This is a genomic window from Burkholderia sp. MSMB1078WGS (assembly GCF_001528895.1).
GTDB lineage: Bacteria > Pseudomonadota > Gammaproteobacteria > Burkholderiales > Burkholderiaceae > Burkholderia.
Genome location: NZ_LPDI01000114.1, coordinates 103,012 through 127,634 on the forward strand (window position 1 = coordinate 103,012; position 24,623 = coordinate 127,634).

Here is a 24,623-nt window from a genome sequence, read left to right on the forward strand (position 1 = left end):
GCCGATCGTGCAAGACCGCACCACGTCGAAGTCGCTGAGTCCGTCGCGCGGCTCGCGCAAAGCGCGATGTGCTGCATCGTGCCGCGCGGGCAGCGGCGCGCGCACAAGTGCGTCGCGCGGCGGGCCGACCTGCGCGACGAATCGTTCGTCTCGTTTCCGCCGGGTTTCGACGCGCGCAGCGCGATCGAGCGCGTGGTCGTTCAAGCGATAGCCGTGCCGTCCGCTTCGACGGCCGCCGGCGCCGCCGCGGCGGCGCCCGCCAGCCGCCGGTAACGCGCGAGCGCCCACAGCGGGAAGTACGCGGTATAGCCGTGATACTTCAGGTAGAAGATGCGCGGAAAGCCCGGCGCATTGTGCGAACGGTGCCACCAGAAGCCGTCTTCCTGCTGCACCGACTGCAGATACGCAATGCCGCGTTTCACCGAATCGGATTCGCAGTCGCCGAACGCCATCTGCGCGAGCAGCGCCCACGCGGTGCAGTTCGACGTGCTCTCGCCGCCGTTCGTGCCGGCCAGCTTCGGGTCGATGTAGCTGTCGTTCGTCTCGCCCCAGCCACCGTCCGCATGCTGCCGTGCGCGCAGCCAGTCGAGCGCGCGTGCGATATAGGGCTGCGACTTGTCCTCGCCGGCGAGCGCGAGGCCGGCCAGCACGCTCCACGTGCCGTACAGGTAGTTCGTGCCCCAGCGGCCCCACCAACTGCCGTCGGGCTGCTGCGTGCGCTTCACGTAGTCGATGCAGCGCGCGAGCGACGCGCGGTCTTCCGCGCGCTTCGTCACGCCGAAGCACAGCAGCACGCGGCCCGATACGTCCTCGGTCGGCGGATCGAGCAGCGCGCCGTGATCGGCGAACGGGATCGCGTTCAGGTACATGCGGTCGCAGTCCGCATCGAACGCTGCGAAGCCGCCGTTGCGCGATTGCAGCCCGCGCATCCAGTCCAGTGCGCGCGCGACGCGCGATGCATACGGGTTCGTGCCGTCCGCGTGGCGGCGCGTACGGCCGCGCCGATCGAGCATCGCGGTGACGAGCGCGCTGTCGTCGATGTCCGGGTAATACGGGTTCGCGTACTGGAACGCCCATCCGCCCGGCTCGACGTCGGCCGGGACGTTCTCGACCCAGTCGCCGCGCAGGTCGTTCACCTGCCGATCGGCCAGCCAGTCGTATGCGTGGGCGATGCGTGCATCGAGCTCGCGCAGCGCGCCGGCCGACTCGCCGGTTTCCGGCCCCGCGACACCACGCGCCTGCTCGAGCGCCATCGTGCTCCACGCGGTATCCCACACCGGCGACAGGCACGGCTGGCAATACACGCTGCCGTCCGGCCGCGTGACCAGCAGCTTCTCCAGCGCGTTTTCGCAATCGCGCCGCAGTGGATGGTCGTCCGGGTAGCCGAGCACCTGCATCATCTGGTAGCTGTACACGATCGGCGGGAAAATGCCGCCGAGCCCGTCCTCGCCGTTCATCCGTTCCGCACACCACGCTTGCGCATGCCGGATCGCGCGCTGCCGCAGGCGCTTCGGTATCAGCGGTTCGATATGGCGGACCGTGCGGTCGAGTGCGAGGAACAGCCGACGCATGCCGCGCGCGGGCGGGAAGTACTGGCGCTCTTCGTCCGGCGGCGTGACGAACAGCTCGCGGATCGAGACGTTGCGCGGATTGCGCGCCCGCGCCTTCAGCGAGCACAGCACCAGCAGCGGCACCATCGTCGTGCGCGCCCAGTACGCGACCTTGTACATCGAGATCGGCACCCACTTCGGGAACAGCACGAATTCGACCGGCATGAACGGCGTCGCGCGCCACGGCACCTGACCGAACGTCGCGAGCAGGATGCGCGTGAACACGTTCGAGCGTGCCGCGCCGCCGAGCTTCAGGATCGCATCGCGCGCGCGGACCATGTGCGGCGCCTGTTCGCTGTCGCCGGCCGCCTTCAGCGCGAAATACGCCTTCACGCTGCACGACACGTCCGGCGCGCCGTCGACGTACAGATCCCATGCACCGTGCGTGTCGAGCCGCTGGTTCGCGCGCAGGTAGCGCGCCATCTTCTCCTGGCGCACGTCGTCGATCCGGTCCATGAAATGCATCATCAGGATGTATTCCGCGGTGATCGTCGCGTCGGATTCGAGTTCGAAACACCAACTGCCGTCGGGCTGCTGAAGGCGCACGAGTGCGTCGCGTCCACGGGCGATGGCAGTGTCGAGCGTGGACCAGGGGGAGGGGGCCGATTTGTTCATGCGGCGGATCATACCATCCAGACGGAATGTTTATATCGAGACGTGCGGTGCTACCATCCGCACCATGAAAAAACGCCTCGAACCCGCGCCGCGCGACGTGTCCGCGCCCGTCGAACCGGCTGAAACGCCCGCTGCACGGGCCTCTGAAGGATCAGCGGCGCCGCCGGCTACCGCCCCGACCGGCGTGCGGCGTAAAAAAGCGCCGGATCAGGTGCGCGCGCAATTGCTGGCGGCCGCGTCGGAGATCGCGACGCATCACGGCGTGGCCGCGTTGACGCTCGATGCAGTGGCCGAGCGCGCCGGCGTGACGAAAGGCGCGCTGCAATATCACTTCGCGAACAAGCAGGGGCTGCTGGACGCGCTGTTCGGGCAGGCGACCGAGCGGTTCGGCGCGCAACTGGCCGCGCGGCTCGCGGCGGATTCCGACGGCGACGGCGCGGCGGCGCGCGCGTATCTGCATGCGGTGCTCGATGCGGCCAATCCGGCCGCGAGTACCGACGTGCTGCGCGTGCTGGTCGCGTCGATGATCACCGAGACGGACACGCGCGCGCGATGGTCGGTGCCGATGCGCGAATGGACGCGGCCCGACCCGGTGCCGCTCGAGCGGGCCGCGATGCTGATGATTTGCCGGCTCGCGGCCGACGGGTTGTGGATTTCGGAATTGCTCGACAGCGTCGACGTATCGGCCGAATTGCGCGCCGAGATCGTCCGGCAGCTCGATGCGATGAGCCGAGGCGTGTTTCCGAAGTGATGCGCGACGCAGGATCGATGTCGTCACGGGCGGAGCGCTGTCGATATACCGGCGTCACGGCTCATGCCGATCGTGTGGCGCGTCGATACCCGGCCCTGAGCGCGTCGACCACGAGTTCCACGGCTCGCGACGATTTGTGCCGGCTCGGATAATAGACGTGGTGCCCGACGAACGTCGGAAACCAGTCCTCCAGCACCCAGCCGAGCCGTCCGGCTTCGACGTGATGCGCGATCAGATCCTTCGGCACATAGGCGAGCCCGAAGCCGGCAAGCGCCGCGTCGACCATCTGATAGACGTTGTTGAACGTCAACTGCCCTTCGACGCGGACCTGCAAGTGGCGGCGCCCCTTGCTCAATTCCCACGACAGCAGCGCGTTTCTGGTCGGCAGCCGAAGATTGATGCAGTTGTGCCGGGTCAGGTCCTGGGGCGTCTTCGCCGTGGGGCGGGACGCAAGGTAATCTGGAGAACCAATGATCGACATCGTCATGTCCGGCCCGATACGCTGCGCGATCATGTCCTTGGCGACCTGGTCGCCGAGCCGCACGCCGATGTCGTAGCGGCCGGCGACGAGGTCGGTCAGTCCATAGTCGTTCACCAGCTCGACCTTGAGCGCCGGATATCGACGTAGCAGCGGTTGCAGCCGCGGCCACACGTACTCGTTCGCCGCATAGTCGGTCGCGGTGATCCGGACGTTGCCGGCTGGCTGGTCCGTCATCGCGCGCAGCGATTCCAGTTCCGCCTCGATTTCCTGAAAGCGCGGGGCGATCGATGCCAGCAACCTCTCGCCGGCCTCGGTCGGCGACACGCTGCGCGTCGTGCGCGTCAGCAACGGAATGCCCATGCGGGCTTCCAGCGCGCGCACCGTTCGGCTCAACGCCGATTGAGACACGCCGAGCTGCGCGGCCGCACGGGTGAAATTGCGCTCGCGCGCGACGGCCATGAACGCCACCAGATCGTTGAAGTCTTCCATTGATTCATGCACCACGGCATAGGTCCATGCCGATTTTGCCATCTAGTCGCATGAATCGCGAGTCATTAAAGTGGGATGGCCGACCGCTGGAGCGATCCATGCGGCACCTTTTTCGATAGAGGAAGACATCATGGAACTGAAGCGCGCGGGCTCGCAGCCCTCGATCAAAGGCCCCGACGAATGGTTCACCGGCACGGTCCGCATCGACCCGCTGAACGCACCGTCGCCGCCGGCGCGCGTGTCGTGCGCCAGCGTGACGTTCGAGCCGGGCGCACGCACCGCGTGGCACACGCATCCGCTCGGCCAGACGCTGCTCGTGACCGCCGGCTGCGGCTGGACGCAATGCGACGGCGAGCCGCGCGTCGAGATCCGCGCGGGCGACGTGATCTGGTGTCCGCCCGGCCACAAGCACTGGCACGGCGCGACGTCGACCACCGCGATGACGCATATCGCGATTCAGGAAGCGCTCGATGGCAAGAACGTCGACTGGCTGGACAAGGTGACGGACGAGCAATACCTCGGCAGCGGTGAGCCGCAATGAACGCGCCCGCTGCCGCTGCGTTGGCCTCGATGCCGGCCAGCGCGGACATCGCGGTTGCGTACAGCGGCACGATCCTCGAACACGTCACCGATGCGCAGTACGGCGCACGGTGACGATCGCACGCGTCGCCCGTTGCGGCTCGTTACCGCGACGGGCCTGGCCCTGCTCGCCGCCGCGTGCACTCACATGCAAAGGACCGACACCATGCAGGAACCCTTGTCTTCCCCCGATTTGAGAGCGGTCGCCCCGGCCTTCGAGCGATACACGACGCACACCGTGTTCGATGGCCTGTGGAAGCGGCCGCACCTGTCGCCGCGCGATCGCAGCATCGTGACGCTGTCGGTGCTGATCGCCCGCGGCCAGACCGTCGAGATGCCGCTGCAGGTCCGCCTCGCGCTGGATCACGGCGTGAAGCCCACGGAAATATCGGAAACGATCGCGCACCTGGCCTTTTACGCGGGATGGGCCAACGCGAGCGCCGCGTCGATTGTCGTCAAGCACGTCTATGACGAACGCGGCATCGGCCCCGATCAGCTCGCACCGGCGGACGTCACGCCGCTGCCGCTGAACGAGGCGGCCGAAGCGCAGCGCGCACGGACGGTCGCGGAAAACTTCGGCGCCGTCGCGCCGGGCGTGGTCGAGTACACGACCGACGCGCTGTTTCGCGACTTGTGGCTTCGCCCGGGGCTCGCGCCGCGCGACCGCAGCCTGGTGACGGTGAGTGCGCTCGTCGCCAACGGCCAGGTGGCGCAGATCCCGTATCACCTGAACCGTGCGATGGACAACGGGCTCACGCTGGCCGAAGCATCCGAGACGTTGACTCAACTGGCGTTCTACGCGGGATGGCCGAACGTCTTTACGGCGATGCCCGTGTTCAAGGACGTATTTTCGCGGCGCGAGGCGTGACGCGCGCGCAACCTGAAGAGAGGAACATCATGACCGACAACATCGATGTCAGTCTATCGTCCGGACGTTGAGGCGCGTTCCGCAACGCTGTACAAGAAACCGGACTACCGGATGCAAGCGCGCATCGCAGGCACGGCTTGCTCGACACGGGCGGTTTCGGCACCGCCCGTGCCGAACCGCCGATGAAGTGCCGCCGGTCCTATTGCGCCGTGGTGCGTGTGAACGGCCCGGGAATCCTGCCCGCTTCCTGACGCGCGATCATCCAGCCGGGATAGCACGGCGGCAACGCGCTCACGGCATCGAGGCGCGCCAGTTCTTCGTCGGTCAGGACGACGTCGACCGCGCCGAGATTGTCGTCGAGCTGATCGATCCGCTTGGCGCCGATGATGACGCTGGTGACGGCCGGCCTGGCGAGCAACCACGCGAGCGCAATCCGCGCGACCGAGACGCCGTGCGCGCCGGCGATCGCGCGCATCTCCGCCACGCACGGCCAGGCCCGATCCGGATCGACCGGCGGAAAATCGAAATGACCGCGCCGCGAACCTGCTTCGGTCGACGCGCCGGGGCCGAACTTGCCCGACAGCAATCCGCCGGCGAGCGGCGACCAGACGAGCAGCCCCATTTGCTCGTCGACGGCAAGCGGAACCAGCTCGCGCTCCACGTCGCGCCCGGCGATCGAGTAGTAGGCCTGAAGCGTCTCGAAGCGCGTGGCGTGAAGCGCGGCACTCAGGCCGAGCGCCTTGCCGATCTTGCCCGCCCGCCAGTTCGACACGCCGACGTAACGGACCAGCCCCTGTCGCGTCAGATCGTCGAGCGCGCGCAGCGTCTCCTCGATCGGCGTGACGGGGTCGCTCGCGTGAATCTGGTACAGGTCGATATGGTTGACCTGGAGCCGTTCCAGGCTTCGCTGCACCGAATCCATGATGTGACCGCGCGACGCGCCCTGGTCGTTGGGGCCCGCACCCATCACGCCGGCCGTCTTCGTCGCCAGCACGATCTCGTGGCGCGGGACGCCGAGGTCGCGCAGCGCCTGCCCGACCACGCGTTCGGACTGCCCGAACGAGTAAATATCGGCGGTGTCGATGAAGTTGATGCCGGCGTCGAGCGCACGGGCGATCAGACGGTTCGCGTCGTCCTGGCCGACTGCGCCGATCGCCGCCCACATGCCGGCATCCGCGTTGCCGCCCATCGTCATCGTGCCGAGGCACAGCTCGGAGACGTACAGGCCGGTGCGGCCCAATTGCTTGTATTTCATTGTTGCACCCTTCGGAATCGGCCGGACACAATACGAGGCGTCGGCCGGTGGCGCCCCGCACGAACGTCGGAATGTCAGTTGGAGCGTGATGTGCCGGCCCGCAACTGCCCGGCAATCGCCGCGACGCGTGCGCCATAGCGGCGGGCCGTTTCGAGGTCGCCCGGCGACATCTCTTCCGGCGACGCATCGGCCGGCGTTTGCGCCATCGGCGCGATGTAGGCGCCCATGCGGTTCAGGTCGTCGCGCGCCGACGCTTTCAGATTGGCCGGCTTGATGTCCATGCTGACCCAGATGCCGCCGTGCTGTCCGGCCAGCAGGAAGAAGTATTCGAGTGTATTGAGCTTGTCGCCGTTGAGGCTTGCGCTATTGGTGAAGCCGCCGAAGACCTTGTTCTGCCATCCGCTTTCGAACCAGACCTTCGACGACGCATCCGCGAACTTCTTGAACTGCCAGCTCGGGCCGCCCATGTAGGTCGGCGAGCCGAACAGGATCGCGTCGGCGTCGGCCAATGTGTGCCACGCGTCGTCGGCGAGGTTGCCGTCGGCGTCGATCGCGACGAGTGCGGCGCCGGCGCCGTCCGCGACAGCGGCGGCCATCCGTTGCGTATGGCCGTAGCCGGAGTGGTAGACGACGACCGTTTTTGCCGGCGGGGAGAGTTGATCCATGATGGTTTCCTTTCGTTCGGGTTGTCGTTCAGACGACGTGGGAAGCCACTCTACCGAGCCGCAATCGGGTTATAAACGACGACAGATTGAACGTTCCGTTACTTTCCGGATGAACAATGCAGAACCTTGATGCGCTTTTGATTTTTGCCCGTGTCGCCGAAATGGCGAGCTTCACGCGTGCCGCCGAAAGCCTCGGCATTCAGAAGGGACGGGTATCCACGGTCATCCGTGCGCTCGAACGGGACATGGGTGTCGCACTCCTGCATCGCACCACGAGGCGCGTACAGCTCACCGAGGACGGCCGCGCGTTCTATGCGCGTGCGACCGACCTGCTCGCCGAAGTGCAGGAATTGCAGTCGATGTTCTCGGGGCGCGGCGCGTCGCTGCGCGGCAGGTTGCGCGTGGACATGCCCACGGAATTGGCGCGCAGCGTCGTGGTGCCGGCGCTGCCGCAACTGATGGCCGCGCATCCGGATCTGGAGCTGGAGCTGTCCAGCACCGACCGGCGTGTCGATCTCGTTCGGGAAGGGTTCGATTGCGTGATCCGGCTGGGCCCGATCGCCGACGAGACGCTGATTGCCCGGCCGCTTGGCAGGCTGCGCATGACGAATGCGGCGAGCCCCGCCTATCTCGCGCGGCATGGCGTGCCGCATACGCTCGCCGATCTGCACAGCCAGGGGCACAAGATGATCCACTACACGCTGACGCTCGGCGCGCGGCATCCCGGATGGGAATATCCGGATGGCGACGGCTATGCGTGGTTGCCGTTGCCCAGCGCGATGCAGGTCAACAGCGTGCAGACCTATCACGCGGCGGGGCTGGCGGGCATCGGGCTGATCCAGGCCGGCTATTCGGCCCTCGCGCATCACCTCGAAAGCGGCGCGCTCGTGGAGGTGTTGCCGGACTTGCGTCCCGAGCCGCTTGCCGCGTCGCTCGTCGTCGCGCATCGGCGCAATCTTTCGCCGCGCGTGCGGGCTTTCATGGACTGGATCGGGGGCGTATTGAAGCCGTACCTGGATTAGCGGGGTGGTGGAGCGGTTCGACGTGCCGGCGGATGCGGTTCCTTTGCCGCGCTCCCTTTGCGTTACGCAAACTTGCCGAAATCCACCGCAACGGCATCAACGCGCCGCGTCCCGCGCGTCGTCCAGCAACCACTCCGCAAACGCCCGCACCGGCGCCGCGCTCAATTCGATCGGCTCGGGAAGCACGAGGCAAAAGTTTTTCGTAATCGCCTTGCCGTCCGGCCAGGGCGCAACCAGCCGCCCTTGCTCGAGCTCCGTCCCGATGTAAAGGCGCGGCACCAGTGCGACACCCAGGCCGGCCAGCGCGGCCTCGATCAGCATCGAATGAAGATCGTATCGCGGGCCGATCGCCGGATTGGTCAGCACGATGCCGGTTTCCTGCGCATAGACCTGCCACGCATCCGGATTCTGTCGCCGATGAAGGCGCGGCAGCGCATCCAGCGACGGATTCGCGCCGGCGTGTTCGATGAGCGCCGGACTGCAGACGGGCACCAGCACCTCTTCCAGCAGCGGATGCAGATGCATGCCGGCCCACGCGGGATGGTCGAAATGAATGGCGGCGTCGAACCCGCTGCCGGCCAGCAGGAACGGTTCCATCCGTTCGGCGATGTGCACGGTGACGTTCGGATGGCGCGCCTGAAAGCGCTTCAACCGCGGGATCAGCCAGCGGGTCGCGAAGGTCGGGATCGCGGCGATGTCGATGCTCGCGCCTTCGACGGGCTGCCCCATCAGATACAGGCTGTCCCGTTCCAGCCGATCCAGAATCTCGCGCACCTGCACCGCGTATCGCGTGCCGTTGGGCGCAAGCCGCACGCGGTTGCCGACGCGCTCGAACAGCGTCACGCCCAGGAACGCCTCCAGCCGGCCGATCTGGCGGCTGACGGCGCCTTCGGTGCGCGCCAGCTCGTCGGCGGCGCGGGCGAAGCTGCCGTGTCGGGCCGCCGCCTCGAAGGCCAGGAGCGCGGAATTGCTCGGAATCTTGCGTCGCATCGTGGGTTTCGCCGGTCGGGGTGCGTTCGACGGTCAGCTTGATCAAATGTCACTGAAGGCTGACTTTAAGTCGATATCTGTGTGAAAAACAGCAGATTAGCATTACGTCACTGCACTGAATATCCCGTATTCGAGGTGCAGGATGCTCACTCGTCACGAAGGACGATCCAATGATCTATACCGTCGAATGCAGCTTCGCCGACGCCGCCAGCGAAGCCGAATGGAACGATTTCTACAGCGACGACAAGCTGCCGGCCCTCATCTCGGTCGCCGGCTTTCACACGTCGCAGCGCTTCAGGGCGATAAGCGGCGGCTGCCCCGTTTATCTGGCCATTCACACGATCGACGGTCTCGACGTGCTGACTGGCGATGAATATCGACGGAAAGGCGGCGGCAATTTCGCGCGTTGGCAGCAGCACATCACCGACTGGCACCGCAATCTCTACGGCGATATCGATCATGCGCCGGCGGTCGACGCCGACGAACTGCTCGTGCTGAGCGACAGCGGCCCCCGCCCGCTCATCGAACTGGGCCTGAAGCCGCTGGCCATGGAGGCCGTTGCACTGGAGCGGTTTCCGGCGCGCCGCTGGCTCGCGGTACTCCCCCGGAGCGCCGCCCCGCTCGTCGACGACGTACCGGCCGGCCTTGACCTGTACGCACCGATGACGATGCAACTGACGAAGAAGCGCGGCGATGCCTAACGTGACTTTCCATATCGATGCGGAACGCATGCCGCCCGACGCGCGCCTCGCCGAACTTTCCGGCGACTGCATCGAACTCTGTACGCGTGTCCTTCAGGCAGAAGTCAGGAACGTCCACGTCATTTACGTGGCGGTTCGGCACGGCTGCGGGCATCCCGTTTTCGCGGAAATCCGGTATCGCGTGGAATCGTTCCGTCCGCCCGCGGTCATGGACGCGTTCATGGAAGCGCTGGATCGCGCCGTCGTTCGCCGCACGGGGCTGACGGCGCGCATCCGCTGTTTCGGTCATGCCGTGCCGAACCTTCACGCGCGAAACTAGCCGCACCGGAGAAGCATGATGTCCAACGTTACGTTTCCCTGTCAGCGTGTCGGGGATTTCACGATCACCGCGATCAGCGACGGCTACCTCACGGCCAGCCTCGATTTCCTGTCGAATATCGACGTGGCCGACGCTGCCGGCATGCAGCGCGCGGCCGGGCAGCAGGCGCCGTCCGCCGTGCATATCAACTGCTACGTCGTGCGCGGCGCGGGCCGCACGATGCTCGTCGATGCAGGAGCCGGCGGCATCAGGCAATGGGGCGGCCGTCTGCAGGACAACTTACGGCTGGCCGGCATCGATCCTGCCGAGATCGACACGGTTCTGCTCACGCACGCCCATCCCGACCACATCGGCGGGCTGACGAATGCCGCCGGACACGTTGCGTTTCCGAATGCGGAGCTGCTCGCGCATCGACGCGAGGTCGCGTTCTGGCGCGACGACGGCAATCTGAGCCGCGCCAGCGAGCGCGCCCGCGGCAATTTCCGGATCGCGCGTCAGGCATTCGACGCTTACGGCGACGCGCTTCGGACCTTCGACGAAGGCGAGGTGCTGCCCGGAATCGCTGCGATCCCGCTACCGGGGCATACCGACGGACATACCGGCTATGTGCTCGAATCCGGCGATCAGGGCCTGCTCGTGTGGGGCGATATCGTGCATTTCCCGCACATCCAGATCAAGCGGCCGGACGTCTCGATTGCGTTCGACCAGGATGCGTCGCAGGCGGCGGCGACGCGTGCACGGCTGCTCGACCGGGCCAGCTCGGAAGGGCTGCTGATCGCCGGCATGCATCTGGGGGAACCCGGGTTCGCGCGAATCGGGCGAACGAACGGCGAATACGGCCTGTTTTACGAGGCCGACACGTGAAGCGATGCACGGAAACGTTCGCGGTCGATACCGCGCGCCCGCTTTGCAGGTTGCCGTTCGAGGAGGACAATCCAGCCTGAAATCTCGTCGGAGGTCGCACATCATGGCTCCATTTCAACCCGATGGATGGCATACCGTCACGCCGCGGATCGTCGTGCCGGATCCGCGCAACCTGGTCGCCTTCATCCGCACGGTGTTCGACGCAGAAGGCGAATGCCGTGCCGGTTTGCCTGCCGAGATCCGGATCGGCGACTCCGTCGTGATGGTCAGCGGCGGAGACGGCCTGCGCGATCCGATGCCGGCGTTTCTGTACGTGTATGTCCAGGACACCGACGCCACCTATCGACGGGCGCTCGCGGCGCAAGCGATCCCGCTCGAAGCGCCCGCCGACATGCCGTACGGCGACCGGCGGGCGATGGTGAAGGACGCGTGGGGAAACGTCTGGCAGATCGCCACGCACCAGCGCGACCTGTCGGCCGACGAGATTCGCGCGAGGCTCGGCGACGGTGGCTAGTCGCGCTGCCTCGGTTTCCACCCTCTGTCGCAATCGTCAAGATTCGCGTCGCATGCGGATAAAAGCCGCCCGTTCCCCGAGCCGTTAACCCGTTCGCAGCCCCGCGCCGGTACTGCGCCACGGCGCGCGTCGTTCGTGTTCCGGAATTCACCTCCGCCGCTGGCCGTGCCCGGCCGGCTCAAGGGAACGTCATGCGAAAACAAGTCACTATCCGTGGTGGACTCGTCGCGACCATCGCCGGTTATACCGTGCTGCTCGTGCTGGTGGTCGGCGCCTGCATCGCGGCCCTCTACATCGGCAACGGCTCGCTCGAGGCGATGTACCGCGACGACACCGCGTCGCTGCTGCACCTGAAGACCAGCTCCGAGCGGATGCTGGTGCTGCGCGAACGCATGAGCGACGTCGCGCAGATCATCAGCGCCGGCCAGCCCGCGAAGGAGGAAGTCGCGCAACTTCACACGCTGCTCAAGCAGAGCAACGATGAACTGGATGCATACACGCGCCTGCATGCGCGCGACGCCGGCGAGCAGGCGCTGTTCGACACGCTGCAGGACCGCCGGCGCACACTGCTCGACCGGGTGTTCCTGAAGGCGCTGTCGCAGCTCGACGGCGACGACGCGTTCAACTTCCTCGACACGCAGCGCACCGCGCCGCCGGCGTTGTTCGCCGCCTACCAGGCGGCGATCGACGCGCTCGAATCGTTCCAGGTCACGCGCCAGAAGGCCCGCTACGATGCGGCCGGCAGGCATTTCCACCGGATCGTGTGGGGGATGGGAGCGGTCGCGGTGCTGGCGCTCGTCGTCGGGTTCCTGGCCCAGCGCGTGCTTGCGAAGGCGATCATCGAGCCGATCAATCTCGCGGTCGAGCAGTTCGAAAAAATTTCGAAAGGCGACCTGACCGGCGCCGTCGTCGTCCCGGGCGAGAATGAAATGGCGTATCTGCTGAATGCGCTGAAGCGGATGCAGGACGGCCTCGTCGATACGGTGAGCCAGGTGCGCACGAGCACCGAGACGATCGTCGGCGACGTGCGCACGATCGCGAGCGGCAACGTCGACCTGTCCGCGCGTACCGAGCAGCAGGCCGTGTCGCTGCAGCAGGCGGCCGCGAGCGTCGAGCAACTGACGGCGGCCGTGCGCCAGAACGCGGACAACGCGCGCGACGCGCGCACGTACGTCGAGGGCGCGGCCGGCATCGCATCGCGCGGCGGCGAAGCGATGCAGCGCGTCGTCGAGACGATGTCGGAGATTTCGCACAGCTCCACGCGCATCTCCGGCATCGTCGGCGTGATCGAGAGCATTGCGTTTCAGACGAACATCCTCGCGTTGAACGCCGCCGTCGAAGCCGCGCGCGCGGGCGAGCAGGGGCGCGGGTTCGCGGTCGTCGCCACGGAGGTGCGCGGGCTCGCACAGCGCTGTGCAGCCGCGGCGAAGGAAATTCGCGACCTGATCGGCCATTCCGCGCGACGCGTCGAAGACGGCAGCGGCCTCGTCGCGGCGGCCGGCTCGGCGATGGCCGAGCTCGTCGCAGCGGTCGAGCGGGTGAACGCGATCATGGGCGAAACCAGCCAGGCATTCGACGAGCAGTCGTCGGGCATCGAGCAGGTGAACGCCGCGGTGATCCAGATGGAGCAGACGATGCAGCGCAATGCCGCGCTGGTCGAGGAAGCGGCGGCCGCGGCGCTGTCGCTCGACGAACAGGGTTCGCGGTTGAGCGCGGCGGTCGCGCAGTTCCGTCTGCGCGACGCGGCGCTCGCGTGACGTGCGGGATTATTGCGGCGCGTCCGGCAACGCGTAGTCGAAGCGGTACGTATGCCGGCCGTCGTCGATGTCGATGCGCATCGCGCCGGACAGGCCGAGCAATTCGTCCGTTCCGGAATCGGGCACGACCGTGATCGACTGCGTCGGCTGCCCGCGCGTCATGGTGGAGCTGTGCTGCAGGACAAACCTGCCCTTGCGTCCGCCGAGCACGCCTTCGACGGTTTCCATCGCCACGTAGCCGGCCGAACCCTGAACGCTGCTGCGAAACGCGAGCATTTCTCCGTGGCTGACGGCTTCCAGATCGCCATGAAAATGTTTGTCCAGCGACATGCGGCCGAGTCCGCCGTTCTCCGCGACGTGACTCAAGGGTTCCGGATTCAGCTTCACTTCGAACGGACCGCTGGCCTGCAGTTTCATGACTGTTTTCCTCGTCGAATGGGCAGTCGACACTATAAGCGGACTCCGTCGACGGTGGGCCGATCGCGGTGCGTCGGTCGCCGTCCTTCGCGAGCCCGATTGACCGCGCCACAGCCGTCCGACAGATTCCTCTACTCGTCACCTTGACCTTGAAGTCGGCTTGAAGCTTAGAGTGCTTGCTGGCGGCAGCGGCAGGCTTCGGATCTCGCTTGCCACGGTCGATCATTCGCGATCCCGGCTACGGCTCCACCGGCAAGATGCTCGGCCAGGCCGCGATCGGTCTCGCGCTCGATTGCCACCGCGACGGCGTGAAGACCGGGCGCGGCGGCGGCTTCTGGACGCCCGCGACGATGTTCGACGAACGCTATATCGAGCGTCTGGTTCGCCATGCCGGGTTGCGTTTCGAGGTGATTCGACCGTAGTTCGCGTCAGCGATTCGAGCGGGGCGGGGGCGTCGTGGACGCCCGGCGGCGACGCTCGCGGCTACCCTTGCCCGCGCCCGTGCGGGCAGCCGTCTCGTCCAGAATCGTCGCGGCGAATTCGGCGGCCGCCGGCATCCGCGCATCGTGCATCATCACGAATTCCATCTCCGGCAGCGCCGGCAAACCTTCGGGCAAGCCCAATTCGCGGAGCGTGTCGTCGATCGCACTGCGCGGCACGGGCGCGATCGCGATGCCGGCCCGTGCGAAGGTCCGGATGCCGGTCACGCTCGGGCTTTCGCACGCGATCCGGTAGCGCATGCCGGCCAGCGCGAGCGCCTTGATGGCGGCGCCGCGGTACGGGCACGGATCGGGGAAGCACGCGAGCGGCACGTCGCCTTCCGGAAGCGGCTCGTGGCGCGCGAACGCCCAGGCGAGCGGCTCTCGCCACAACGTCGTGCCGTGGCCCGAGTGCGAGCACCGGCTGCCGATCACGAGATCGAATTCGCCGTTGGCGTGCCGTCGAAACAGGCTGTCGCCGATGTCGACGACCAGATCCAGCCGCAGCCCGCGCCGCGCGGCGCCGTGGCGACGCATCAGGTCCGCAAGCCAGCCGCCTGCGAAGTCCTCCGACACGCCGATCCGCAGCTTGGCATCGACGGCGTCACCCGTTCCCAGCCTGGCCCGTGCTTCCTCGCTCAAGTTGAGCATCGCCCGCGCGTAGCCGAGCAGCGTCTCGCCATGCGCGGTCAGCGTCACGCTGCGCGTATTGCGCACGAGCAGCGCCTGCCCGACCTGTTCCTCGAGGCGAACGATCTGCGCGCTGACCGCGGACTGGCTGAGGTTCAGCCGCCGCCCGGCGCGGGTGAAGCTGCGCACGTCGGCAACCGCAACGAAGGTATGAAGCAGCGCCGTGTCGAGAGGAGGATTCATTCATCACCGATCCGGGTTAATTTGATCAATTAATATCGTTTCCGGATTATAGGCCGGCCGGATAGGCTGTGAAGCGCGGTGGGCGAGCGCGCATCGGGCGCGCCGTCGTCACCCTTGGCAAGGACCGGCGCCATGACACGCGTACTCTATATCGAAGGCTCACCCAACAAGGCTTATTCGGCGTCCATCGAGGTGTGCGATGCGTTTCTCGACGCGTACCGGCATGCCCATCCCGATCACGAGATTCGGAAGCTCGATATCTGGGATCTGCCGATGCCCGAATTCGACGGCGCCGCGCTGGCCGCGAAATATGCCGGGTTGAGCGGCACGGCGTTGACGCCGGAGCAGGCGGTAGCGTGGCAGCAGATCGAACGGCTCGCGGCGCCGTTCCACGAAGCGGACAAATTCCTGTTCGGCGTGCCGCTGTGGAATTTCAGTATTCCGTACAAGCTCAAGCACCTGATCGACGTGATCTCGCAGAAGGATGTGTTGTTCACGTTCGACGCAGCGGGGTTTGCCGGCAAGCTGGCCGGCAAAAAGGCGGCGGTGGTCTATGCACGCGGGCTCGCCTACCAGGCGCCGGGGTCGTTTACGCCGGCCGCCGAGTTCGATCTGCAGCGCCCTTACATGGAAACGTGGCTCAAGTTCGTGGGCGTGACGGATGTCACCGGAATCGTCGTCGAGCGCACGTTGTTCGGTGCGGACGGGAAGGTCGATCGGAGCCGGGCGATCGACGAGGCACGGGCGATCGCGCGGACGTTCTGACGTTGACGGCCCCGCGCAGCCGGCGCGGGTTGACTCAGCGCCCGCCCTGGGCGATGGCGAGCGCGACGCCGAAGCCCACCAGCACGCATCCGAACGTGCGATCGATCCAGTGCCGCAGCGACAGCAGGCGATCGCGGACAGCCGTGGCCGAGAAACAGAGCGCCACGAGGCCGAACCAGCCGGCATGGGCGGCCGCGATGAATGCGCCGTAGCCGATCTGCACGATCAACGGCGTGTCGGGCCGGACTGCCTGCATGAACAGGCTGACGATGAACACCGTGGTTTTGGGATTCAGCGCATTCGTCAGAAAGCCCGTGCGCAGCGCGGCGAGATCGGACAGCGGCGCCACGGCGGTGTCGGCTTGCACGCCGCCGGCTTTCGTCATGAGCATCCTTGCGCCGAGGTAGACCAGGTAGATCGCGCCGATCAGCTTGACGGTATTGAAGAGCCACGCCGACTGACGAATCAGCAGCCCGACGCCCAGCAGCGTGTAACTCACGTGAACGATCACGCCGAGCCCGATCCCGCATGCGGTGAGTACGCCGGAACGACGCGACAGCATCAGGCTGTTGCGCGTGACCATCGCGAAGTCCGGCCCCGGGCTGATGACGGCCAGCAGCGTGATGGTGACTACGACTATCAATTCGGTCATGGCGTTGCTCCTGCGACGGATATGTTGATGGCACAATCGTATCCATCGTGCTTCATCGGGAAAAACGATGATTTCTGACCAGAACGGTGAGTCTGAATCACAATCGATCCGTACCGGCCTGCCGTCGCTGATGGCGCTGCGGTGTTTCGAGGCGGCGGCGCGTCACGAGCATTTCAGCCGCGCGGCCGACGAGCTGTGCCTGACCCATGGCGCGGTCAGTCGCGCGGTGCGTCTGCTCGAGGACGATCTGGGCGTGGCGCTGTTCGAGCGGCGCAGCCGTCGCGTGTTCCTGACCGAGGCGGGCCGCACCCTCGCGCAGGCCGTCCATGACGGCCTGGGCCTGATGCGTCACGCCGCCCACGCCTTGCGTACCGACGCTGCCCGGGCGCGGCGTTCGGTCCTGTCGTGCGAGCCGACGCTCCTGATGCGCTGGCTGATGCCGCGCTGGCCGGATTTCCAGGCGCAGCATGCGGGCGTCGATATCCATCTGGCCGCTGCCGGCGGGCCGTTCTCGTTCGACAGCGGCATCGACATGGCGATTCGTCGCAACGATTTTGCGTGGCCGGCGGCGTATCACGCCGAGCATCTGTTCGCCGAACGCGTGGGGCCGGTTTGCCGGCCGGACAAGGTCGGTGCGTGGTTTGCGTCGCGTCGCGGTGCTGCCCGCGCGCTGAAGCCCGACGCTGTGCGACTGCATACACGCACTCGGCCGGACGCATGGAATGCCTGGGCGGCGGCGGCGAATCAACCGGCCGCGAATGGGCGCGGGCAGCGGTTCGACCATTTCTATTTCAGTCTGCAGGCGGCCGTCGCGGGGCTGGGAGTCGCGATCGGACCGTGGCACCTGGTGCGCGACGACATCGAAAGCGGTGTGCTGGTTGCGCCGATGGGGTTCGTCGAGGATGGATCGGATTACTACCTGTTGACGCCGACGCCGGCGATGGACGGGAGTGCGTACGCGGCGTTGCTGGGATGGTTGAGGGCGATGGTCTGACGACGGCTGTCGGGCGCGCTTTCGAATGACCGGCGAAGCGCGTGCCCGGATGCGCGGCACACCATGCGATCCTGCGCGCCGCGAGAGCCGGTACTTCGTCGGCGCTCGCATCGATATCGACGCCCCCGGCAATATCGCCGCTCGTCGGGCAAACGCCACCTCGAATCGAAATAAAGCATGAATGGACTTCCCGATGCTTGCTCGTGTCGGCCAGCGAACGGAAAATGCATCGATCGGGGCGCGCGCTGCAAGCAGGATACCGAATTGCCGGCCGAATGTTCGCGGCCGATTGCCCTGGCTCGACGCTGCGGGGGCCGGCAGGAGGTCGATCGGCTTTACCGGAAATGACGCGTGATGGTGCGGGCGTCGCTAAAAGAATGCCGGTGCGTGTTTTATCTTTGCAACGAATGAGCGCCGATGAAATCACCGTCATTCTTCATCTTTTTGACACGGCTTTTAACGGCACATGGGCAAGCCGGGGCGCGTCAGGCTGCAGCAAATATTTCGCGTTGCCTTTAAATCCGCATCCTTTACCCGAAGATCGACGACGAGGCGAAGCCATGCAACTTCAAACCGGTAATTTATTCGCCGTCGACGGGCGGCGCGGCGGCGACGAGCGAATCGACATGCTCGTCACGGGCCCGCGCGTAAACGTCGAGCGGATCGTATCGATGGGGCATGCGAGCCCGGACGGGTTCTGGTATGACGACCCGCGGGCCGAATGGGTCGTGCTGCTGTCCGGCGCGGCCGTGCTCGAATTCGAAGAGGATGCGACGCGGCTCGATATGCGCGCCGGAGATTACGTGCTGATCGAGCCGCATTGCCGTCATCGTGTCGCATGGACGCATGACGAAGTGCAAACCGTCTGGCTTGCGATCTATTATGAACGCTGAAGAAAGGATGGGCGTGCGGCACGATCGGTGGATTGACCTGTGCGCGACACGCCGATCGGGCAAAACCTCGTCGACCGGAGCGGCTTTGGAATGCCGCCGGTATCGATGCGCCAATCAATGCCCAAATTGCCGGACAGCGTGTCGAATCACGCGCCGGCCCATGCGGGGAATCTTATTCCTGGATCAGGAATCGATTGCGATTCTTCGCATCCTTGATCCATGCAGGTGCGCGACCGCGGCCCGACCAGGTCGCCCCGGTCTTCGGATCGCGATACTTTGCCTGCACGGGAGCGCCCGACTGTCTGGCCGGCCGACCGCGGCGCGTACCGAAAATGTCTTTTTCGGTAATGCCGTATTCCGCGACTTTGGTGCGGATGTCGTCGACGACCGCCTGGAATTCAGCGGCGCGCGCTGCTTCGGCTTTCTCGGCCAAAGCGTCCATTTGAGCTTTCAGTTCCTTGTAAGTTGCCATATATCACTCTTCAGGTTGTGTCCATACATGATAGCGGTTTCAACCGGAAATGACGAAGAAAATTGCGCCGACTACGAATTGTATTGCGGATATGGCAATGCACGACTGCTTCGAACACCTGAGAAGTCGTTTGATTGGATCGTTTGCGTCCGATCTTCTCATGCGGGACAAGCTTCGGAGACTCAATTATTCTTTATCTTTTTTCAGAAGGATTGGGGAATTCACTGATGAACAGGGATGACAAACTCAAACAGGTTGCGGCCGAATTCGGATTCGATCCGGACGAAACGATCAGGATCGGCGGAAAGTACACGCCCGTCCTGGTCGACGGAACGACGGCCTACGTCGCCGGCCAGATTCCGCGAATCGGGGAAGTCGTGCATTTCGTCGGCATCGTGGGCGAATCCGTTTCGCTGGACGACGGCCGTCGCGCGGCCGGCATTTCCGCACTGCGCGCGCTGGCGCTGATCCGCAAGCAGTGCGGCACGCTCGATGCGATCGCGACGGTGCCGCGCATGACCGTGCACGTGCGAAGCGCGCCCGGCTTCACGATGCAAAGCGAGGTGGCCGATGGCGCGTCGGACGTGTTGTATGCAGTGCTCGGCGACGCCGGCGTCCATACGCGCACGTCGGTCGGTGTGCTGCAATTGCCGAAGGGCGCGTCGGTCGAAGCCGATTTCATTTTCGGGCTGAATCGCAGCGGCGCCGCTGGTTGACCGGGCATGGCCGCGCCGACGGAACGGGCCGCCTTGCGTCGATCGGCGCGCCGTGCGCGAGCGGGCGGCTTCGGGCGTCATCGCGGTCCGTTCATCGAATGCGCGGAAGAACGAATGCGGACTCCGGTAGCCGGGCAGGAAGACGATCTGACCGGAGGGTAGGTCCGAGCGATCGAGGTCATGCCGCGCGAGCTTCGCGCGAACTTACCGCCGGCAGGGTTTTCAAGTTTGCACCATCGTCGCCGAGCCGCCGCTGCGCGAAGCGGTTCATCGCCGCAATTGCCCGGTTTCGACGAGCTGCTGAAAGAAGTCGTTCATCGACTCGGCGAGCGGGCGATAGCGGATGCCCAGTTCATTGCGGCTGCGACTGTTGTCCGCGCGCCAGGGCAGCCCGACGTTGCGCGCGATCACGCGGCGCGTCACGCTCTTGTTCGCGAGCGGGCCGACCAGCCACACCAGCCACTTCGGCAGGATGCGTCGCGGAATCGGATAGTCGGCGCCATACCGTTCCAGCAGCGTGGCGGCCATCGCCGGCAGGCTCGTGTCGTGCGCCGAGACGATGTAGCGGCCATTGGCGCTCGGCAAGAACGCCGCACGCAGATGCGCGTCGGCCACGTCGCGGACGTCCACCGCGCCCATGCCGAGATCCGGCACGCCGGCCTTCATCGTGCCGTCGCCCATCTGCCGGACGATCTCGAAGCTCTCCGACGTCGCGTACGGATTGATGCCGGGCCCGATCACGAGCGACGGATTGATGGTGACGAGATCCCAGCGTTGCTGCCGGCGGGCGATTTGCCACGCTTCGCGCTCGGCGACCGTCTTCGAATACGAATAGGGTTGATGGGTGAGCGACGAACTGGTGTTCCAGATTGCTTCGGTGAACATACCGTCGGGCGTCGCAGCGAGATCGGCGTTGTCGCCGTAGATCGCCGCGCAACTGCTGGTCAGCACGACGCGCCGCACCGACGGCATGCGGTTGGCCGTCTCGAGTACGTTGCGCGTGCCGAGCAACGCCGGATCGACCAGCTCCTTCTGCGGATCGCGAACGGTGACCGTGAATGGCGACGCGGTGTGGAACACGATCGCGCAACCCGTCATCGCGTCCTCGTACGACCCGGGTTCGAGCAGGTCGGCGCGGAAATAGCGGATCGTGCCGGGCTTGCCGGCCGCGATGCGCTGGAGATGTTTCAGCTTGTCCGGGCTGTCGGGGTCGCGGACGGCCGCATGGACCGTCAGGCCCGCCTCGAGCAACCGCTGCACGAGCCAGCCGGCGACGTATCCGGTTGCGCCCGTCACCATGACGGGGAGGTCGGTATCGATATTCACGGACGGGATTCCGTTGCGGAGGGGATGCACCATGATGCCGCTTTTTGCAAGTCATTTCACTCGCCACGCGTGTCGATCGACATGCAAGGGGTGACAGGCGGCGCGATACCGGTGGCCTGCAGCGATGCTCGGGATCGCTGACGGTTCCGGATTCGGCGAACGGGCCGCGCGGCGGTATGCCGGCGGCCATTGACGCGTCGCGTCGTGTCCGTTTACGCTCGTCACCGATCTCATGTCGGGGCCGATCGATGAACGACGACGCGACAGAGCGGGTGATCGAATTCGCCAGGCACGTAATCGGCTACATGCAATCCGCTTTTCCCGGCTGGCGCGAAGTTTACGTTTGCTTCAGCGCACCGGGCGACGGGCAGTACGGCGCGCGTGCGTCATATGCGACGGCGGCCGGCGTCGAGCTGGTGTCGACCATGGAGCACCGCGATTTCATCGGCGGGATCATGCGCATCGGGCCGCAACTGCGCGACGCGCTCGCAAACGACGGCAGGACATTCCGCGCCGCGCTGTTTCGCGCCAATGCCCGGTTTTCCTATCGAATGGATTACGACTGGAACGACGCCGCACGCTGGAACATCACGAAGCTCGGCGGCGCATCCGGGCTCCCGGACGGGCTGGAGCCGCTGGACTGACGGGGGCGGCGGGTTGCGCGCGCACCGGCGACGGATGCAAAACCGCGTTAACACTTTGACGAACGGCCGACGATACGGACGCGATCGAAGGGCGAACTGATCCGGATCTCGGGCCGTATCGCGCATGAACTCGAACACAACGGCGGTGGCAACTGGGATGCCGATTTCAGGAAGATGGCCGATGCGTTCGCGGCGATCGTGCGCACCGGCACGTCGCTGCCGGCGGCCGATTTGTCAGACGTGGAAGCCGTCATGCAGGACGTCAAGCGCCAATCCGGCGACCCGGCGCAACTGTGCCGGCTCGCGGTGGCGTGGGTGCGCCTGAACCCCGATCCGCTCGAACTCGCGCCGCCGCCCTATCGTCGGTAGCGCACGGCAGCGTCGCCTTGCGGAGCCGACCGGCCACCCACGCCGGCCGTTCCGGCTCCCCGGCATTTCCGTCAGTCATTACCCGACCGATATCGGCCGGCATCCCCACTTTTGGGGATGCCGCGGCCGGGCGGTACGCCTACGATGAACACCGGGGTACCGGCACCGGATATCGCCGGAACACTCGAACAGGTCTGTCGTTGCTTCGTCGATCGCTGTGCGCGTTCGCACAGTCGACTGACACGGTCGTCGCGTACGCTGGCGTGCAACGTGTGCGGTGCATCGTCGGCGCCGCGCGCGGTGGCGCGTTGATGACCGAAGGCCTGATGCCGTATTTCGGGGGAGTTTCAATCACTATGCTCGCACGAGACTATGTGGAACGAGAGCTCTCGCATATCCAGCGCATGGTGGCGCTGCTGGACAGCGAGACGGACCTCGACGACGTGTCGATGTCGGGGGCGGGGCGCGTCAGGCATCCGAGATACTGGCGCGGGCGTATCGAGGAACTGATGTCGACGCCCGACGTGCCGCGTCACGTCAGAACGCTGAGCGAAGCTGTGCTCGCGAAGATCGACGAGATGGAAGTGCGGTTCGCGACGATGAAGTAAGTGCATCGTCGAGTCGGGCAGCGAAAAACGTTTCGTCGCGCCGTCGGCTGCGTGCTTTCATCCGGATGTCATCGCGTCGATCGACGCTGCGCAGGCGCCCTTCTGCGTCGACGCGGATTGCGCCGCCATGTCCGAAACGGCCATTACGTCAGACGAGAAACGGTAGAAAACGTGGTATTTCGATCAAACCCGCATCGACGATTTGAACAATGAGGCCGATTGACTAAGATGCCCGAACGGCGTTCGACAAAAACGCATGGCGCGGGGTGGCCAGATGCAGATGAACGGGTGGGTTCCGTCGGCATGGATCGATGACGTCTACGCTGCGGCGCTGGGCGACCAACGATGGGAAGCGGTGCTGGACGGGCTGCGTCTGTCGGTCGGCGTGCGCATGGCCATACTGCTGTCGTTCGACGATGCGGCACGGCTGCCGGCGATCGAGCAGGTGGCCGGCGACGATCCGTCATGGGTCGCCGCGTGCCTGCACCGCTACAACGCCGAGTTCCACCTGTACGACCCGGTCGTGCCGGTTGCCGCGGACTGGCCCGCAGGGCGCTGGTTCGAGGACGTGAAGCATCTGTCGGTGCGGCAGCGCACACATGGCGTGTTCTATCGGGAATTCATGCAGCCGTTCGGGCTCGGCGGCATCTCGGGCCTGTACATCCATCACGGCGACGGTGCGGGCGCTTTCCTCAGCGTACAGAGCGGCCTCGAATCTCAAGGGCTGTCCGACGAGCAGCGTCGCACCATCGAAATCATGGGCGCGCACATCAGCCGCGCGCTGCGCATCCACGCGCGCATCGGCGAGCTCGAAGCGCGCGTGGCCGCCGCGGAATCGGCGCTCGATGCGGTGCCGGTGCCGGTGTTCCTGCTCGGCGCCCAGCGCGAACTGCGCTATACGAACCGCGCGGCCGATCAACTGATCGCCGCCGAACCGGCGCTGCGGATCGTGAGCGGCCGGTTCGCGCCGGAAGGCTGCGTCGACGACGCGCAATGGCGGCATGCATTCGCACGCGGCGGGCTGTTGCTGCGTCGTGCGACGGGCGAGCCGCTGCCGCTTGCGCTGATTCCCGTTCCCGAGCAGTCGCGCCTCGCGCGCGAGCGGCCCGGCGTTGCGGCACTGATGACGGCCGCCGACCTGCGTTCGCCGGCAGCGCGCGCGCAGCGCTTGCGGGTGTTCTACGGGCTGTCGTCGGCGGAAGCCGAGCTCGCGGTGCTGCTGTGCTGCGACGGGCGCTCGCCGCAGGAGTGTGCGGCGCTGCGCGGCGTGTCGATCGGCACGGTCCGCGCGCAGATCAAGTCGATCTACACGAAAACGGACGTGGCGCGCGCAGCCCAGCTCACGTCGCTCGTCATGCAGACCTGAGCGATCGATATGCGCAGATGCGGCGGCGTTGTTACCTATCCGCCGCCGATTCCCTGCAGTATCTTGCCGGTCCCGCCGCAGACGGTGCAGGGTTGACCTTCCACCCTGCCGGTGCCGCGGCAGACGCGGCACGTGTCCTCGCCGATGCCCGGCGCATTGGCCGGGCCTTCGTCGCCGGCATTCGGCGGGGTAGCCGGCTCGGGGGTCGCCGATGGCTTCGTGGTCGACATCGCTGGCTCCTTTCGCGTCGGATGCGATGACGGCGAGCATCGCGCGTGCCTGGCAGGCGGAGCGCGCGACGACGGTTTCCCGCGCGTTCGCGAGAACGAATTGGCGTACACGTGAACCACGGCCGCCGGCGCGGGTCGTCGGCCGTGCGCCACGGACCCGAATCGCGTCATGCGGAATGCGGGCCGGCGCATGCTCGTGGCATCGCAACGGCGTGGCGATGGTGTGATCAGTCATCCTATAACGATGGCAAGCGAAGCGAAAGAAGACCGTCGGATGTCGGGAAGCCATGCCTTCGGCGTCCGATTCGCATGCCGACCCGTTTCCGGAAAACGTTTCGC

The 24,623-nt window shown here is 66.0% G+C and carries 28 protein-coding genes and 2 pseudogenes; 19 read left to right on the forward strand and 11 right to left on the reverse strand.

Annotated features, from left to right (window positions below; genetic code table 11):
• Positions 1-48 precede the first annotated feature (48 nt).
• Positions 49-207: pseudogene (locus WT24_RS35540) on the forward strand (LysR family transcriptional regulator); the annotation flags it as partial.
• On the opposite strand, the gene shc reads toward WT24_RS35540, so the two are convergent.
• Positions 201-2,237, reverse strand: a complete 2,037-nt coding sequence (shc, locus tag WT24_RS31040) for a squalene--hopene cyclase (protein WP_060037058.1) — start codon at positions 2,235-2,237, stop codon at positions 201-203. The pseudogene WT24_RS35540 and the gene shc overlap by 7 nt on opposite strands.
• A gap of 52 nt (positions 2,238-2,289) precedes the next feature.
• Here shc and WT24_RS31045 point away from each other — a divergent pair, with 52 nt between their 5' ends.
• Positions 2,290-2,976, forward strand: a complete 687-nt coding sequence (locus WT24_RS31045) for a TetR/AcrR family transcriptional regulator (protein WP_060037060.1) — start codon at positions 2,290-2,292, stop codon at positions 2,974-2,976.
• A gap of 61 nt (positions 2,977-3,037) precedes the next feature.
• On the opposite strand, the gene WT24_RS31050 is transcribed toward WT24_RS31045, so the two are convergent.
• Positions 3,038-3,946, reverse strand: coding sequence for a LysR family transcriptional regulator (locus WT24_RS31050; protein WP_060037062.1), 909 nt, complete (start codon positions 3,944-3,946; stop codon positions 3,038-3,040).
• Between the two features lie 130 nt (positions 3,947-4,076).
• Between WT24_RS31050 and WT24_RS31055 the strand changes: the two genes are divergently transcribed.
• Both WT24_RS31055 and WT24_RS31060 read left to right on the forward strand, forming a co-directional pair.
• Positions 4,077-4,487, forward strand: a complete 411-nt coding sequence (locus tag WT24_RS31055; RefSeq protein WP_059790155.1) for a cupin domain-containing protein — start codon at positions 4,077-4,079, stop codon at positions 4,485-4,487.
• A 204-nt stretch (positions 4,488-4,691) separates the two neighbouring features.
• On the forward strand, positions 4,692-5,393 hold the full coding sequence (locus WT24_RS31060) for a carboxymuconolactone decarboxylase family protein (RefSeq protein WP_373557253.1): 702 nt from the start codon (positions 4,692-4,694) through the stop codon (positions 5,391-5,393).
• Positions 5,394-5,592: 199 nt separating this feature from the next.
• Here WT24_RS31060 and WT24_RS31065 read toward each other — a convergent pair whose 3' ends face one another.
• Both WT24_RS31065 and WT24_RS31070 read right to left on the reverse strand, forming a co-directional pair.
• Positions 5,593-6,648, reverse strand: a complete 1,056-nt coding sequence (locus tag WT24_RS31065; protein WP_059498724.1) for an aldo/keto reductase — start codon at positions 6,646-6,648, stop codon at positions 5,593-5,595.
• A gap of 74 nt (positions 6,649-6,722) precedes the next feature.
• Positions 6,723-7,313, reverse strand: coding sequence for a flavodoxin family protein (locus WT24_RS31070; protein ID WP_060037066.1), 591 nt, complete (start codon positions 7,311-7,313; stop codon positions 6,723-6,725).
• Between the two features lie 116 nt (positions 7,314-7,429).
• Between WT24_RS31070 and WT24_RS31075 the strand changes: the two genes are divergently transcribed.
• Entirely contained in the window at positions 7,430-8,335 is a 906-nt protein-coding gene (locus WT24_RS31075) for a LysR family transcriptional regulator (RefSeq protein WP_059781872.1), read from the forward strand.
• Between the two features lie 96 nt (positions 8,336-8,431).
• Here the strand turns inward: WT24_RS31075 and WT24_RS31080 are convergent, their stop codons facing one another.
• Positions 8,432-9,325, reverse strand: coding sequence for a LysR substrate-binding domain-containing protein (locus WT24_RS31080; RefSeq protein WP_060037069.1), 894 nt, complete (start codon positions 9,323-9,325; stop codon positions 8,432-8,434).
• Between the two features lie 170 nt (positions 9,326-9,495).
• Here WT24_RS31080 and WT24_RS31085 point away from each other — a divergent pair, with 170 nt between their 5' ends.
• The 5 genes from WT24_RS31085 to WT24_RS31105 all read left to right on the forward strand — a co-directional run bounded on the left by WT24_RS31085 (position 9,496) and on the right by WT24_RS31105 (position 13,480).
• The gene (locus WT24_RS31085; protein WP_060037071.1) at positions 9,496-10,026 is read left to right on the forward strand and encodes a hypothetical protein; all 531 of its coding nucleotides are present in this window, start codon (positions 9,496-9,498) and stop codon (positions 10,024-10,026) included.
• The gene (locus WT24_RS31090; RefSeq protein ID WP_034208937.1) at positions 10,019-10,345 is read left to right on the forward strand and encodes a hypothetical protein; all 327 of its coding nucleotides are present in this window, start codon (positions 10,019-10,021) and stop codon (positions 10,343-10,345) included. Before WT24_RS31085 ends, WT24_RS31090 begins: the two co-directional genes overlap by 8 nt.
• An 18-nt stretch (positions 10,346-10,363) precedes the next feature.
• A complete protein-coding gene (locus tag WT24_RS31095; protein ID WP_060037137.1) occupies positions 10,364-11,209 on the forward strand; it encodes an MBL fold metallo-hydrolase in 846 nt (281 codons plus the stop codon).
• A gap of 103 nt (positions 11,210-11,312) precedes the next feature.
• Positions 11,313-11,723, forward strand: coding sequence for a VOC family protein (locus tag WT24_RS35545; RefSeq protein WP_059790144.1), 411 nt, complete (start codon positions 11,313-11,315; stop codon positions 11,721-11,723).
• A 191-nt stretch (positions 11,724-11,914) separates the two neighbouring features.
• The gene (locus WT24_RS31105; RefSeq protein ID WP_060037073.1) at positions 11,915-13,480 is read left to right on the forward strand and encodes a methyl-accepting chemotaxis protein; all 1,566 of its coding nucleotides are present in this window, start codon (positions 11,915-11,917) and stop codon (positions 13,478-13,480) included.
• Between the two features lie 9 nt (positions 13,481-13,489).
• Here WT24_RS31105 and WT24_RS31110 read toward each other — a convergent pair whose 3' ends face one another.
• Complete coding sequence (locus WT24_RS31110; RefSeq protein ID WP_060037075.1) at positions 13,490-13,897, reverse strand: DUF3224 domain-containing protein; 408 nt, start codon at positions 13,895-13,897, stop codon at positions 13,490-13,492.
• Between the two features lie 227 nt (positions 13,898-14,124).
• Here WT24_RS31110 and WT24_RS31115 point away from each other — a divergent pair.
• Positions 14,125-14,319, forward strand: a pseudogene (locus WT24_RS31115) (saccharopine dehydrogenase); the annotation flags it as partial.
• 6 nt (positions 14,320-14,325) lie between these two features.
• Here the strand turns inward: WT24_RS31115 and WT24_RS31120 are convergent.
• The gene (locus tag WT24_RS31120; protein WP_059498715.1) at positions 14,326-15,249 is read right to left on the reverse strand and encodes a LysR substrate-binding domain-containing protein; all 924 of its coding nucleotides are present in this window, start codon (positions 15,247-15,249) and stop codon (positions 14,326-14,328) included.
• Between the two features lie 132 nt (positions 15,250-15,381).
• Here WT24_RS31120 and WT24_RS31125 point away from each other — a divergent pair, with 132 nt between their 5' ends.
• Entirely contained in the window at positions 15,382-16,014 is a 633-nt protein-coding gene (locus tag WT24_RS31125; RefSeq protein ID WP_059498714.1) for an FMN-dependent NADH-azoreductase, read from the forward strand.
• A gap of 34 nt (positions 16,015-16,048) precedes the next feature.
• On the opposite strand, the gene WT24_RS31130 is transcribed toward WT24_RS31125, so the two are convergent.
• The gene (locus WT24_RS31130; RefSeq protein ID WP_059498713.1) at positions 16,049-16,666 is read right to left on the reverse strand and encodes a LysE family translocator; all 618 of its coding nucleotides are present in this window, start codon (positions 16,664-16,666) and stop codon (positions 16,049-16,051) included.
• Positions 16,667-16,733: 67 nt separating this feature from the next.
• On the opposite strand from WT24_RS31130, the gene WT24_RS31135 reads away from it, so the two are divergent.
• A complete protein-coding gene (locus tag WT24_RS31135; protein ID WP_060037079.1) occupies positions 16,734-17,660 on the forward strand; it encodes a LysR family transcriptional regulator in 927 nt (308 codons plus the stop codon).
• Between the two features lie 560 nt (positions 17,661-18,220).
• Positions 18,221-18,553: a cupin domain-containing protein gene (locus tag WT24_RS31140; RefSeq protein ID WP_059790128.1), complete on the forward strand. Its 333-nt coding sequence runs from the start codon at positions 18,221-18,223 to the stop codon at positions 18,551-18,553.
• A 172-nt stretch (positions 18,554-18,725) separates the two neighbouring features.
• Here WT24_RS31140 and WT24_RS31145 read toward each other — a convergent pair whose 3' ends face one another.
• Positions 18,726-19,025: an H-NS family nucleoid-associated regulatory protein gene (locus WT24_RS31145; protein WP_059498710.1), complete on the reverse strand. Its 300-nt coding sequence runs from the start codon at positions 19,023-19,025 to the stop codon at positions 18,726-18,728.
• Between the two features lie 227 nt (positions 19,026-19,252).
• Here WT24_RS31145 and WT24_RS31150 point away from each other — a divergent pair, with 227 nt between their 5' ends.
• Entirely contained in the window at positions 19,253-19,741 is a 489-nt protein-coding gene (locus WT24_RS31150) for a RidA family protein (protein ID WP_060037081.1), read from the forward strand.
• 267 nt (positions 19,742-20,008) lie between these two features.
• Here WT24_RS31150 and WT24_RS31155 read toward each other — a convergent pair whose 3' ends face one another.
• Positions 20,009-21,100, reverse strand: a complete 1,092-nt coding sequence (locus tag WT24_RS31155; RefSeq protein WP_060037083.1) for an NAD-dependent epimerase/dehydratase family protein — start codon at positions 21,098-21,100, stop codon at positions 20,009-20,011.
• Positions 21,101-21,315: 215 nt separating this feature from the next.
• On the opposite strand from WT24_RS31155, the gene WT24_RS35055 reads away from it, so the two are divergent.
• The 4 genes from WT24_RS35055 (at position 21,316) to WT24_RS31175 (ending at position 24,054) form a co-directional block, all read left to right on the forward strand.
• Positions 21,316-21,711: a hypothetical protein gene (locus WT24_RS35055; RefSeq protein WP_179949414.1), complete on the forward strand. Its 396-nt coding sequence runs from the start codon at positions 21,316-21,318 to the stop codon at positions 21,709-21,711.
• Between the two features lie 174 nt (positions 21,712-21,885).
• The gene (locus tag WT24_RS31165) at positions 21,886-22,080 is read left to right on the forward strand and encodes a hypothetical protein (protein ID WP_060037085.1); all 195 of its coding nucleotides are present in this window, start codon (positions 21,886-21,888) and stop codon (positions 22,078-22,080) included.
• 356 nt (positions 22,081-22,436) lie between these two features.
• Positions 22,437-22,688, forward strand: coding sequence for a hypothetical protein (locus tag WT24_RS31170; protein ID WP_060037139.1), 252 nt, complete (start codon positions 22,437-22,439; stop codon positions 22,686-22,688).
• Between the two features lie 280 nt (positions 22,689-22,968).
• Entirely contained in the window at positions 22,969-24,054 is a 1,086-nt protein-coding gene (locus WT24_RS31175; RefSeq protein ID WP_257127590.1) for a helix-turn-helix transcriptional regulator, read from the forward strand.
• Positions 24,055-24,089: 35 nt separating this feature from the next.
• Here the strand turns inward: WT24_RS31175 and WT24_RS34005 are convergent, their stop codons facing one another.
• On the reverse strand, positions 24,090-24,284 hold the full coding sequence (locus tag WT24_RS34005; protein ID WP_082741815.1) for a hypothetical protein: 195 nt from the start codon (positions 24,282-24,284) through the stop codon (positions 24,090-24,092).
• Positions 24,285-24,623 lie beyond the last annotated feature (339 nt).